The organism is Alcaligenes sp. GW821-FHT11D07, from assembly GCF_058808495.1.
In genome coordinates, this window is record NZ_JBXART010000003.1 from 350,732 (window position 1) to 364,393 (window position 13,662).

The 13,662-nt window shown below is 52.2% G+C and carries 10 protein-coding genes; 1 reads left to right on the forward strand and 9 read right to left on the reverse strand.

Features of this window, described 5'->3' with window-relative positions; translation table 11 throughout:
* Nucleotides 1-34: 34 nt before the first annotated feature.
* From pdxH to AC1RSM_RS14660, 7 genes are all read right to left on the reverse strand, one after another.
* Nucleotides 35-676 (reverse strand): pyridoxamine 5'-phosphate oxidase, encoded by a 642-nt coding sequence (pdxH, locus tag AC1RSM_RS14630; protein WP_492933273.1) that lies wholly within the window; start codon nt 674-676, stop codon nt 35-37.
* 11 nt (nt 677-687) lie between these two features.
* Nucleotides 688-1,974 carry a diaminopimelate decarboxylase gene (locus AC1RSM_RS14635; protein ID WP_492933274.1) on the reverse strand — a complete coding sequence of 429 codons (1,287 nt, stop codon included), beginning with the start codon at nt 1,972-1,974 and terminating at the stop codon, nt 688-690.
* 44 nt (nt 1,975-2,018) lie between these two features.
* Nucleotides 2,019-2,810, reverse strand: coding sequence for an indole-3-glycerol phosphate synthase TrpC (gene trpC / locus AC1RSM_RS14640; RefSeq protein ID WP_492933275.1), 792 nt, complete (start codon nt 2,808-2,810; stop codon nt 2,019-2,021).
* Nucleotides 2,807-3,883: an anthranilate phosphoribosyltransferase gene (gene trpD, locus AC1RSM_RS14645; RefSeq protein WP_492933276.1), complete on the reverse strand. Its 1,077-nt coding sequence runs from the start codon at nt 3,881-3,883 to the stop codon at nt 2,807-2,809. The genes trpC and trpD overlap by 4 nt, the downstream gene beginning before the upstream one ends.
* A 29-nt stretch (nt 3,884-3,912) precedes the next feature.
* The gene (locus AC1RSM_RS14650) at nt 3,913-6,057 is read right to left on the reverse strand and encodes an oxidoreductase (RefSeq protein WP_492933277.1); all 2,145 of its coding nucleotides are present in this window, start codon (nt 6,055-6,057) and stop codon (nt 3,913-3,915) included.
* A gap of 50 nt (nt 6,058-6,107) precedes the next feature.
* Nucleotides 6,108-6,812: a B3/B4 domain-containing protein gene (locus AC1RSM_RS14655; RefSeq protein WP_492933278.1), complete on the reverse strand. Its 705-nt coding sequence runs from the start codon at nt 6,810-6,812 to the stop codon at nt 6,108-6,110.
* A gap of 63 nt (nt 6,813-6,875) precedes the next feature.
* Nucleotides 6,876-7,766, reverse strand: coding sequence for a DMT family transporter (locus AC1RSM_RS14660; RefSeq protein ID WP_492933279.1), 891 nt, complete (start codon nt 7,764-7,766; stop codon nt 6,876-6,878).
* Nucleotides 7,767-7,979: 213 nt separating this feature from the next.
* On the opposite strand from AC1RSM_RS14660, the gene AC1RSM_RS14665 reads away from it, so the two are divergent.
* The gene (locus AC1RSM_RS14665; protein ID WP_492933280.1) at nt 7,980-8,798 is read left to right on the forward strand and encodes an AraC family ligand binding domain-containing protein; all 819 of its coding nucleotides are present in this window, start codon (nt 7,980-7,982) and stop codon (nt 8,796-8,798) included.
* 184 nt (nt 8,799-8,982) lie between these two features.
* Here AC1RSM_RS14665 and AC1RSM_RS14670 read toward each other — a convergent pair whose 3' ends face one another.
* Together AC1RSM_RS14670 and metH are read right to left on the reverse strand one after the other, a co-directional pair.
* Nucleotides 8,983-9,813, reverse strand: coding sequence for a helix-turn-helix transcriptional regulator (locus AC1RSM_RS14670; protein ID WP_492933281.1), 831 nt, complete (start codon nt 9,811-9,813; stop codon nt 8,983-8,985).
* 1 nt (nt 9,814) lies between these two features.
* A complete protein-coding gene (metH, locus tag AC1RSM_RS14675; RefSeq protein WP_492933282.1) occupies nt 9,815-13,588 on the reverse strand; it encodes a methionine synthase in 3,774 nt (1,257 codons plus the stop codon).
* Nucleotides 13,589-13,662 lie beyond the last annotated feature (74 nt).

A 13,662-nucleotide genomic window follows, 5' to 3' on the forward strand; every position in this document is an offset into this window, starting at 1 on the left:
ATCGAAATGGCATAGTTCCAAATCAGATGAGCCATCAAGGATACATGCGGCTAGAAGCCCATTGCGTATCCACTGAACTACGTTTGAATACCAGCCGATCATGAAGCCTAAATGGCTTATCAATCCAAAACTCTATAGCAAGAGGAACGATGCGAAAGCCAGTCCAATAAGGAGGCCGAGGGATTTGCCCAACTCCGAAGCGTGCCGCCTGAACAGCCGCTGCTTTAGCCAGATCCCCTCGCTTAAGTAAGGGGCGCGACTGTTGGCTTGCCCATGCACCTATGCGACTTGCACGATCCCTTGCGTCGAAATGAGCGTCAGCCTCCGCATCCGAAACTAACTGAACAGGCCCCCGAAACCTGATTTGCCTATGCAAGGACTTCCAATGCAAGACACCTGCCGCCTGCATATTGCCAGTTAACTCCTCCCCCTTCTGAGACTGTGTGTTGGAGTAAAAAACCAGTCCTTGGCGATCAAGTTTTTTCAACAAGACCATACGAACATTAGGCATTCCCCCAGCGTCCGAGGTAGCAAGCGCCATGGCATTTGCATCATCGATCTCACTGAGATGTGCCATCTCCAACCACTCTCTGAACATTGCAATAGGGTCATTTCCACTGACGGTATTGCTTTCATCGTTAAAGGCTGTACTAACATCATTCGTGATCTGGTTCATGCTCAAAACACCTACGCAAAAGAAAGTGATTGAGGCTGCGACAGCAGATTTCTCCACTTATCTGAATCAACCCCAGGTTTTGTGACCATATAAGGGTGGCCGTCCTGCTTGACCAAGACCTCGCCAGCAGGGGGGACATTCAAAAACTCCATATGCTGTGTCGCGCAGTACGCACCCACATCCAGCACCAGCAGATAATCACCTGCCTTCACAGAGGCAGGAACGGTAACTTCACCTGGAATAGGGTAATCATTACGGAGCAAGGTGCGTCCTCGTATCTTCGCCTTCCCAGCATCCTTATAGTCGGCAATTTCTTGGAAGTTAGAGTCCAAAAAAACCGTATTATGAGGACGATTACGTAACTGGGCTGATGGCATCAACATACGTGAGCTATCTGTAACCACAATATGACCATTTGAGTGGCGTACGATATCTCGTTTCACGCTTGACACCAAAACACCTGAGTCAGCTAAGACATCCCGAGCAGGCTCAAAAAGAAACTGAACAGTCTCAGGTAGGTTCATTTCGATGGCTAAGTCGCGTATGGCTAGAAAATAGGTGTCCCAGTCAAAATGCTTCTCACACTCGTCCCACAAGTCGTAGTTAAAACCATGGCCGCCCGCAAAGTTTATTGATTTGGCAGACGGGAAGTGCGTCACAAACATCTGAAAAATTTCTTTTACAATATCGATCATATCTTGGAGCGAGTTTCCACTACCGCAATAAACCTCAAAGCACTCCAATGTCCGCCCCTTTGCCTCTAGCATCTGAGCCAACTGCCCCAACTGCTCCACTTTGACCCCTGGTTTATCAGACCTGAGACTATCGATACGAGCACTAATCGTGGGCGCATTTTGCTCAATCGCGAAAGCGATTTCATCTAGACTAGCCAAAAAAACCAAATGCTCTTTCGCGTTCCAGTAGCTGAGCTCCTGATTTGAAACATGGCCCGGAGAAATAATGAAGCGATCGAAGCCATACTGAGTCAATAGCTCATATTCATTGGGCATTTGAAGCAAGATACCGGCGCCATCGTCATGCAAAGGCTTCATTACATGAGGATTCGCATTAGGGAAAAAAGGAATATAAAGGGAGACCCGGCCCTCCAACCCTGCCGCACGATAGGCTGATTTGATACGGCGGAAGTTTTTAAGAACCTGGCTCTCGCTATATACAAAAACGGGGGTACCAGAATGAGCACAAACATTGGCAAGATTGACGGTAGAAATCCAATGTCCCTCTAAATAATGCACATCCACACATGGCACCTCTTGCTCCGCGATCTCATAAACAGACATAGTGTTCCTCTCACAGTAAAAGAAAAGCTGGGCAGACAACTCTGCTACAAACTGGTAATCGAGCGGGTAACAAGTTCAAGATCTGGAACGCGCATCAATTGCTCTCCAATCAAAAAACCCCTGATACCACTGTCCATAAGACGCAGCACTTCGGCTTGGCTAGATATCCCGCTTTCACTGATCACTACGCTATATGGGCTTAGCACCTTGAATAACCGCTCTGAGACCTCAAGATCCACCGAGAAATCAACAAGATTGCGGTTGTTTACACCAATCATGCAGGCTCCCATCGAAAGGGCCCGCTCCGCCTCAGCCTCATCATGAACCTCCACCAAAATACTCATCCCTAAACGCTGAGCAGTATCCATCAGCTCTGTAAGCAAATAATCATCATCGATCATCGACAGAATCAATAAAATGCAGTCTGCGTCCATCGCCCTGGACTCATAGACCTGATACGGATCAACAATGAAATCCTTACGCAGGATCGGCAAGTGAGTCGTTGACTTTGCAACAGATAAATCGTGTGCTGACCCTTGAAAGAAATGTGTATCAGTCAAAACAGATAAACAAGTTGCACCACCTAGTTGATATGCCTGGGCAATTTTCTTTACGTCAAACCCTTTCCTAATGAGGCCTTTAGAAGGACTTGCTCTCTTAATTTCCGCAATCAAGGCCACCCGTTCTTGCTCCATGCGAGCTTGCATCGCAGCTTGAAACCCTCTGGGTGCAGGTAGGCGAGCAATCAGAGAGTCAAATGTAGAGACTGGGGTTTCCCGGCGGGCTTGCTCCAGTGTTTTAAGCTTGTGGGCTTTAATCGAGTTCAAAATGTTCATAGATCACCAGACACTACAAAAGAGGCTGATTGAACAGACTTGCCCTGGTTCGAGACATCAATCAAACGCTGTAGGCAGAGAAGAGCCCTACCTTCATCGAGAGAGACACGCGCCTGCCTTATTGCTTCTAGCCAGTCATCCGTTTTTCCAGCAGCAATCAGCGCACCCGCCGCATTTAATAGAGCGATATCTCGATAGGGGCCCCGCTCCCCTTTGAGGACTGACCATAAAGCATGGGCATTAGCATGAGGATCGCCCCCCTTTAAATCCTCAGGCTGAGCTCTCATCAGGCCCAAGTCTTCTGGATTAATCTCAAGATCACGAAGCTGACCATTGACAGCCATCGTTACCCAGGTTGTCCCCGTAGTAGTCATTTCATCCAGCCCGTCAGAACCATGCACAACCACGGCTCGTTCCGACCCGAGCTCAAGCAGAGCCTGGGCCAAAGGACGTACCAAGGTCCTTGCATAGACCCCCACCAAGTGGTATCTAACTCTGGCTGGATTGAGTAACGGCCCCAAAATATTAAAGAGAGTCCGCGTCCCAAGGTCGATACGTACGGGCATCACCTGTGCCAGAGCAGGATGATGCGCAGGCGCGAACATGAATCCAATTCCTGCTTGGGAAATACACTCTTCTATCCAGTTTGGCGTCAAATCTAGATTGACCCCTAGAGACCGCAACACGTCTGCTGAGCCCGACTTGGAGGAAAAGGCCCTATTTCCTTGTTTGGCCACCCTAACTCCTGCTCCAGCGACAATGAAAGCTGCACAGGTGGAGATGTTGTAAGTTCCAGAGTTGTCACCACCTGTACCTAATATGTCCATAGTCCCAGCAGGTGCATCTAAACTAATCATGCAAGCCCGCATAGCCAAGGTGGCTCCAACAATTTCATCCGTAGTCTCACCGCGCATACGTAAGGCTGTAAGAACGGCCCCAATCTGCGCGTAGCTAGCTTGTCCAGAGACAATGCAGGCCATCAAAGCGCTCATTTCGTCTCGACTCAAACACTTGTGTAAAACGAGTTGATTAATCGCCGACTTGATATCAAATTCAACGGGGGGCTGGGTCATAGAGTTTCGCACTGGAGCCTCGGCATTTATCAACAAAAATCCACGCGTTCGTGCAAGGCAACTCCAGGCCGTTCCTCATATTGGGAATAATCCTGATCCCAATCCAGGGTTACATTTTCTCGACGGAATGGAGGACGATCGTACAAACGGTTATCGAGGGTTCTGGCGAACAAATGGCCGGAGTACACCGCTGCAGCAAGAGTTCCCGGCGCATAGCAATCTCCAATCCGCAGCACTCTGCGCTGTATGCTGTCCATTTGCATCGATACTTGGAGCATCGTTTGCAACTCACGATATAACCCGTCATTAGGAACCTGCGATGTCACCAACACCACCGCATCTGTAGGAATGCGGCGTTCTCGTCCTGTGAATACACAAGAAATAACACCCCCCTCATCCTCAATTCGCTCTAAACGAGATGAGACGTATACGCCCTCACAACACTCCAATAATTTTTTCTGAATCTTGGGCTGTTCAGCCGTGTTAAGCGTGAATGCCGACACAAGGCTCTCAGGTGTCACAAAATCCACAGTACAACCTTGAGCCACAAGTAGTTCTGCAATCACACCAGCCATGTAGTAATGATCATCATCAAATATGAGCACACGTCCCCTAGGCAAATGGCCTGCCATCACGTCGTCAGGACTAAACACAGGCAAGCGGCCCACCCCGTCAATAGGGGTTGCGTGCGTCCGCCCCACACCGTCTATCCGCCAATGCGATCCGGTTGCTATTGCGATCAGATCACAGTCGGTTTCCAAAACCGTGTTCGCGGAAATGGGGTTTTCAGGTAGGACAAGGACATGGCGGTTCTTTTGTAACTGCCCTACCCGCCAATCGGCGACGCGGCGCCAAGCCGACAAACCCGGCAATCTGGACTCAGTCAAAGCACGCCCGCCAAGATCACGGGCTTGATCAGCCAATATCGTTTCATATCCACGACGCCCCAACCAAAGCGCTGCCTCCAGGCCTGCAGGCCCTGCCCCTACTATCAGCACTTTGTGATCACTAGTTTTGGGCTCAATTAGTTCTGGATGCCAGCCTCTGCGCCACTCCTCTCCCATGGTGGGGTTTTGTGTACACCGTAAAGGAACGCTCAACTTATCTGACGCAACACAAATATTGCAGCCAATACACTCCCGGATATCTTCAAAAGCCCCTAATCTGACCTTCTCAGGCAGAAAGGGATCGGCGATGGAGGGACGCGCTGCACCGATAAAATCCAATCGCCCTGTCGAAATTAAAGACAACATATGATCGGGGGAGGTATAACGGCCAACTCCCACCACTGGTTTTCCCGTCACCTGTTTCACAAAGCTGATGTAGCGATCCTGAAAACCTTCCTCGCTAAAGCGTGATGTCTGCCCGTCATTACCAAAAGGGCTCAGATTTACATCCCACAAATCAGGTAAATCTGCCAGTATTTCCACAACATCACGTCCTTCACCCTCGCAGGAGAGACCAGCAGGGCCTGCCAGCTCATCCACACTAAAACGCAAGGCAACAGCGCATGTGTCACCCACCGCCTCTTTGGTGTCCAGCAGCAACTCTTTCAACAAACGAACCCTGTTTTCGAGGCTGCCTCCATACTCGTCCGTTCTGCGATTGTGACGCCGGGATAAAAAGTGAGCTGGTAGCGTCATATCGTGGCCTGCATAGATATAAACAATATCGAAGCCAGCTCTTTTGGCATTGAGTGCCGCATTGCGATGCCAACGAAGAAAATCCCGAATATCTTTTTTGTCCATCTCCCTTGCCATGACGGGGGCAACACCACGAGTCGGCGCTAGAGACGGAGCAAAAGGAATAGAGCGCGTTTCCAGATTGGTGACATGAAAACCATTATGCGCAAGCTCTATACCCGCCAAAGCCCCATATCTACGAATTTGTTCAGAGGCTTTAGCTAAAATAGGAAGGTCTCGCTCATCCCAGAGCCGAAGTTCCCGTGGGTGGCAACTGGAATAATGAATATCGCACTGCTCTGTGCAGATCACGCCCCAACCGCCTTCCGCCTTAACTCCTCGCATTCGGGCCATCGCACTTGGATGAACCCGATTCATGCCATTACAGTGCGGCACTTGATAAAACCGATTCTTAGCTACCACAGGACCGATACGCAGAGGCTCAAAAAGTGGCGCGTAACGGTCCACATTCAATGTGGACGAGATAGTCATCGTTGTCCCTATTTATTATTCTCGCGAAAGGCCAGCCCAACGCCCTGATTTCAGTGCTCTGACCTGAACTCAAACCGTCGAAAGGATGAAGTCAGCACGGCAGCTTTCAAAATTGTGACGCCCAACTCCTGGGAGCGAGCCGCGATACGTTCATGCAGAGTCTCCAAGTCCTTGCCCGCCTGCTGGTGTAAGGCCTCTGCGACCAGGAGCACCGTATCGGATCCGCTGGAGACCACGGACTCGGCTCCCTGCCTAAACACCCACCGACGGGAATGTGCGGTATTGGCATCGTCGGAAAAAACAATCTCACCCTGAGACGGTTGCTCAATTTCGCCCTGAAAGGTGCGATACGTTTCAGTCCCATTAGCCGGGCGCACCGTAATGCCCCCAGAAATATGCGCGCAGTCAAACGCGGCGATCGGAATCCCGACATACATAGACTCCGCATTGAGGGCATCTATTAAAGGGTGGAAGCTGGGCAAATGACGATCTTTACGAAAGCGTCGTAACAGCGCTTCGACAGCACATCGATACTGCGTAGGCTTCATACCCATTTGCGTATACGCATGCCGCCATGCCTGAATAGAGGGAAGCTCACTCTCAGGCCCCTGGTCCAACAGATGCCCTACCTTGATAAAGGTCTCATCCAAAGCACCTGCGTTCAACTTTGCGCTCTGTACCCCTTCCAGCACCAGAACCAGGGCGGTCAAACTCGGGAAACGCTCCCATACCGCGTCAGAATGATTGAAGTACATAATATGTAAGACACCTTTCATAGTCGGGGACATGGCGTATAAACCAAAACCCGAGCCACATTTTTATTGAGTCAACACTGCCCTTGGTTTGAGCCGCGACGGAAACGTCAGAACCAAAATGGCCAAAACTACAGTAGCCACACCCACAATTTGCACCCAGCCAATCTGCTCGCCCAACACCAAAGCAGCCAATGTCACCGCGGTTAAAGGAGCAACAGCCGTAAATACAGACGCTTCGCTACCACTTACCCTTGCCGCACCGCCGTACCACAGCAGAAAACCACCTACTGTCGGGATCAATGCATACCAAACAACCGCTCCAAGAGCCGCCATGCTGGGCATAGCTACCGGCAATTCCATGAAAGCGACTGGCAAAGACACCAGCAAGCCAAGGGCTGTCATCGTGGTGGCCTGCAACAATGGCCGTAATGGAACCGGTATGCGTTTGTTCAGCAAGATAAATGCGCTTTCGCACACAACAGCAGCCAAGATATAAGCCATGCCAATGAGCGAAGTGGGACCACCTCCTTGCCAGGCCACCGCTATAACGCCAAAGGTGGCCAGCAACACACTGATGAGCAATCGCAACCCTGGTCGTTCCCCCAAGACAAACACAGAAAAAAGTGCCGATACAGCAGGCAGCGTGCCAATAATTACGCCTGCATCCGCCGCAGAGAGATGGGATAAACCGGCGATCAGTAGCGTCGTATAGCCAACGCTACCGGCTCCGGCCTGCAATAACAAAAGCCCCCATTCACGAGCCTTGAGTGTTGGCCACCGTTCCCTGTTCCAGGCGACAAGAGCAAGAAGCACGGGCAGCGCAAACGCGAACCGCAGGGCGGTCGCTAAAAAGGGAGGCATGCTTCCTGCAATCAGCTTTGAGGCAATCACCGTCGAACCGACGGTCATCATGGCCAAGGAAAGCAAAATATATCCAAGCGTGCGATTTGACATCTTTTCCTCTTGGACACAAATCAATTCACGTAATAACCTTGGCATTTAATAACATTGTTAGTAAAAAATCTTGAATGATATTGCGGGAGAGTTTCAGAAAAATTTGAGTTGGTATATTTTATTTTTTGAATGCGATAATAAAAATAAGAACGTCCATCCGTATACCTCACTCCTAGCCAAAGGAGTAAGTTCTCACTAATACGAGGAAGCTAAATGACCCAAGCCGAGGTCAAGAAACAGTTCAAAGCCAAGGTGTGTGGCCGGTCCGATATCATCGCGGTAGAGGCCATATCCAGCCGTTCTTTCGGTCGACACACCCATGATCAATTTGGAATCGGTATCGTGACTAGTGGCGCTCAAGACTCAGCCAGTGGGCGGGGAGAAGTACGCGCGATCAATGGCAACATGATCACCGTCAACCCTAACGAGGTTCACGACGGCAGGCCCGTGCAAGGCAAAGCACGCACATGGTCCATGCTGTATTTAGACCCCGGCTTGATTGCAGAAATAGCACACGCGATGGGTCATAGCGAGGGTGTTGAACTTATGCACCCGGTCCTCAATGACCCGTCCGCCGTTACAGCCTTCAGTCGTTTGTATACGGTACTGACAAGCTCTCCCGCAAGCGGACTGTATGAAATCGCGGAACAGGAGCTATATCAAATATTGACGCCATTGCTTGGAGATACACGGCCTGCTCAAGCGGAACTACTCTCCAAAGAGCTCACACTGGCTAAAGCACGTCTTGATGCCCACCCTGAAATCCCGGTATCTCTAAACGAGCTAGCCATCGAGGCAGGTCTGAGCCGTTTTCAATTTTTAAGAGCCTTTAAGGCAATGACGCAATTGCCACCCCACGCGTACCGGCTACAACGCCAACTTCAAATGGCTCGCCGTCTAATCCTGCAAGGACAGTCCTTGCTGCAAGCCGCTCTTCTATCAGGCTTCGCCGATCAGAGTCATCTAACACGCCATTTCGTCTCAAGCTACGGCATGACTCCAGGCTCACTCTTACCATCGCGCCTAAGATAATGCTGCAACTCCGTTGGACGCTAGGCACACCCTGACTTACACACCGGCATGCTTATAAAATTCAGTTTCAACCTTCAAAATTTTAATAATTTATTTATCGAAAGAAAAAACAGAATTTAAATAAATCTATTATATTTTTATGGGTAAATAATAAGGCTGCAATTAAATAAAAAAGCTGATTCAGCTACTCATTATCTGCCAACAACATCACCAGCTTGCAATCCGGCCGCATGGCCAGACGAAAGGTAAATTGTTGAAAGCGACGCACGCCTAGTTTGGGGTGGCGAAAGTCTCTCAAGCCCCCTTCCCGCTCCACGACTGTCTGCCGCCCCCACCAAAAAGCAAAGACCTGGCTGTGCTGGCTTAACTCCTGAATCAAAGCCTGCAAATCTGCTTCGTCGGCATGGGCGCCCACATCGGCCCGGAACTCAGCAACGACACGGCTGGCGCGCTGTTCCCAATCCACCACCAGATCGCGCGCGGCCTGATCCAAAAAGATATAGCGTAGCAAATTAGGCTGCTCACTACGGTCGGGCCAGCCGTCAAACAATTCCAGCAAGGCTTCGTTGCGCGCCAAGACGTTCCAACTACGGTCCAGGATATAGGCCGGAGCCTGAATGCTATCCACGCAAGCGCTCAAGCCCTGCGGTAAAGGCTGAATGTCACCTTGCCAGTGCTCGGGGTCCGCGCAATCAGCCAGCTCAAACAGATAGTGACGTTCAGCTCGGGCCAGCTTCAAGACCGTGGCCAGGCGTGCGCAAACGGTGGGTGACACCGTGACATCACGCCCTTGCTCGATCCAGGTGTACCAGGTGGTGCTGATGTCACACAGCTGAGCGACTTCTTCACGGCGCAGGCCCGGTGTACGTCTGCGCACTCCGGGGGCTAAACCCAGGTCCACAGGCCGGATACGCTCTCGTGCATTGCGCAAGAAACGCCCCAAAGCCTGACGCCGGGTTTGGGACGCGCTTTCAGCGCCTCCCGGATTCATGCCTGCCTGCCCCGTTGTACCCATATCAGCCTAAGACGCCCGACAAAGTACGGCGCACATCTTCTTCCGTACGGCCACTGCGCTGGATGTAATCCTGCAATTGATCCTCCCCGATCGTGCCCACGTTGAAATACTTGGACTGCGGGTGGCTGAAGTAAAAGCCCGACACGCTGGAGGCAGGAATCATGGCGTAGCTATCTGTAATAAACATCTCGATATCTTCGCACTGCATGACTCGGAACATATCGTGTTTGACCACATGCTCCGGACAAGCGGGATAACCGGGGGCCGGACGAATGCCCTGATACTTCTCGTCGATCATCTCTTCGTTGGACAGGCGCTCGTCAGTGACATAGCCCCACAAATCCGTACGTACGCGAGCATGCAGACACTCAGCAAAGCCCTCGGCAAAACGATCCCCTAAAGCTTTGATCATCAGATCCGAGTAATCATCGCCTGCAGCCTGGAAACGCTCGGACAGCTTGTCCACGCCAATGCCGCCAGTTACAGCAAACATACCGATGTAATCTGCCACACCCGTCTCTTTAGGCGCGATGTAGTCGGCCAGACACTTGCTGTCCACTCCTTCACGTTTCACACCCTGCTGACGTAGATTGCGCCAGGTGAACAAGACTTCGCTGCGCGATTCATCACTGTAAATCTCGATATCTTCACCGTTAACGGTATTAGCCGGATAGAACGCAATAACGCCATTGGCGGTCAGCCAACGTCCATCTATGACTTTCTTCAGCATAGCCTGCCCTTCGGCAAACAAAGTCTTGGCCTGCTCACCGACCACCTTGTCTTCCAAAATGGCGGGATATTTGCCAAACAGGCTCCAGGTCTGGAAGAAAGGAGTCCAGTCGATGAACTGGGCAATATCGGCCAGATCGTAGTTTTTAAAGGTGCGACGCCCAATGAATTTAGGACGGGGCGGCACGTAAGTCGTCCAGTCGATGGCAGGTTTGTCTTGGCGCGCTTTGTCCAGCGAGATCAGCGGTGTCGCCTTGCGGTTGGCATGACGCTGGCGCACTTGCTCGTATTCCTCGCGAACTTCGGCCAGAAACTCTTCCACGTTATCCGACACCAATTGGGTCGCCACCCCGACGCAGCGGCTGGCGTCCGGCGTGTAAATGACCGGGCCATCGTAATGCGGCGCAATCTTCACCGCGGTATGCACACGGCTGGTAGTAGCTCCACCAATCATCAAGGGAATATTTCGCTCGCGGAAATACGGATCGCGCTGCATCTCGGACGCAACATAGGCCATCTCTTCCAGACTGGGGGTGATAAGACCGGACAGGCCCACAATATCGGCATCCACTTCCTTGGCCTTGGCCAAGATCTCGGCGCACGGCACCATCACGCCCATATTGACCACTTCAAAGTTATTGCACTGCATCACCACGGACACAATGTTCTTGCCAATGTCGTGTACGTCGCCTTTCACCGTCGCGATCACCATCCGGCCCTTGGAGCGCACATCGCCACCCGCCGCTTCAATCTGGCGTTTTTCTTCTTCAATGAACGGAATCAGGTGAGCAACAGCCTGCTTCATCACTCGCGCGGATTTCACCACCTGTGGCAGGAACATCTTGCCCTGACCAAACAGATCGCCCACCACGTTCATGCCGTCCATTAGGGGGCCTTCAATAACGCTGATAGGTCGCCCGCCCTGCGCATCAATCTTTTGACGCACTTCTTCGGTGTCTTCAACAATAAAACCGGTGATGCCGTGAACCAAGGAATGGATCAAACGCTGTTCGACCGTGGTTTCACGCCAGCTCAGGTCTTCCTCTTTCTTGGCTCCCGAACCTTTGACGCTTTCGGCCATCTCCACCAAACGCTCGGTGGGCGTGCGTTCATCCGCCGGATCTTTCTTACCTTTGGGCTCAGCCCGATTCAAAATGACGTCTTCAATCAAATCACGCAGATGCGGTTCGATATCGGCGTACACACCCAACTGACCGGCATTCACGATACCCATGGTCAGCCCTTCCTGAATGGCGTAGTACAGGAAGACAGTGTGAATGGCCTCGCGCATGGCTTCATTGCCACGGAAGGAAAAGCTGACGTTGGAGATCCCCCCGGACAAGCGAGCGTGTGGCAAATTCTTGTGAATCCAGCCCGCGCCTCGGATGAAGTCCAGACCGTAGTTCGCGTGCTCGTCCATGCCCGTGGCAACAGCAAACACGTTAGGGTCAAAAATGATGTCTTCGGGCGGGAAACCGATCTCGTCCACCAAGAGACGGTAGGCGCGTTCGCAAATCTGAACACGGCGCTCATAGCTATCGGCCTGACCCTGTTCGTCAAAAGCCATCACCACGACAGCAGCACCGTACTTGCGACACAAGCGGGCGTGTTCCAGGAAAGGCTCAATGCCTTCCTTCATGGAGATCGAGTTCACGATGGCCTTGCCTTGCACGCAACGCAGGCCCGTTTCGATCACATCCCACTTGGAGCTGTCGATCATGATGGGCACGCGAGCAATGTCCGGCTCGGAGGCGATCATATTCAAGAAGCGATGCATACAGGCAGCTGAATCCAGCATGCCTTCATCCATATTGATGTCAATGATCTGCGCCCCGTTTTCCACCTGCTGGCGGGCCACCGACAACGCTTCTTCGTAGTTTTCTTGTTGGATCAGACGCAGAAACGCCTTGCTACCCGTGACGTTGGTGCGTTCACCCACGTTCACAAACAGGGTTTCCTCATCAATATTCAGGGGTTCCAGACCCGACAAACGGGTTTTGACCGGAATCTCGGGAACAACACGCGGGGGCAGCTTGCGGCAGAGCTCAGCAATAGCTGCAATGTGTTCGGGCGTGGTGCCACAGCAGCCACCCACCATATTCACCAGTCCGGCTTGGGTAAATTCCTGCAGCAGGCTGGAAGTGTCCGCCGGTGTTTCGTCAAAGCCAGTTTCCGCCATGGGGTTAGGCAGCCCCGCATTAGGGTAGACACAGACGTAGGTGTCACAAATCTTGGACAGCTCGGCCACATAAGGGCGCATCAAGGCCGCGCCCAGCGCACAGTTCAGCCCAATCGTGATGGGACGGGCATGGCGCATGGAGTTCCAGAACGCCTCTACCGTCTGCCCGGACAAAATACGGCCCGACGCGTCCGTGACCGTTCCCGACACCATCACCGGCACACGTTCGCCACGCTCATCAAAAACGGTCTCTAAGGCGAAAACAGCCGCCTTGGCGTTCAAGGTATCGAATACGGTTTCGATCAGCAAAACATCTACCCCGCCGTCCAGCAAGGCGTGTACTTGCTCGGCATACGCCACGCGTAGCTGCTCAAAAGTCACGTTACGAGCGGCTGGATCGTTGACGTCCGGCGAGATAGAGGCGGTTTTGGGCTGTGGTCCAAGAGCACCAGCCACAAAACGCGGCCATTCGGGGGTGCTGTAGGCATCACGGGCCTGACAGGCCAGCCGGGCAGACTGCAGGTTCAGGTCGTAGCTGATGCCCTGCAAGTCGTAGTCGCCCTGGGCAATGTCAGTAGCACCAAAGGTATTGGTGCTGATGAGATCGGCACCGGCCGCCAGATACTGCTCGTGGATTTCTCGAATGACATCCGGGCGCACCAGCGACAGCAATTCGTTATTGCCTTTCACGTCTTTGTGGTGATCCGCAAAGCGCTCGCCGCGGAAATCAGCCTCGCCCAACTTGTAACGTTGAATCATGGTGCCCATCGCACCGTCCAGAATCAAAATCTGCTGACCCAGACGGCGGGCAAACTCCGCACCGCGGGTATAGGCAGAAATCGGGTAAGGCAAAGCGGGATAGCTCACAAAAAACTCCGTAACATGAAACGGGACCTTGACGGCATCTGGCCGCATCAGCCGCCAGAATGGTGGATTGGCGC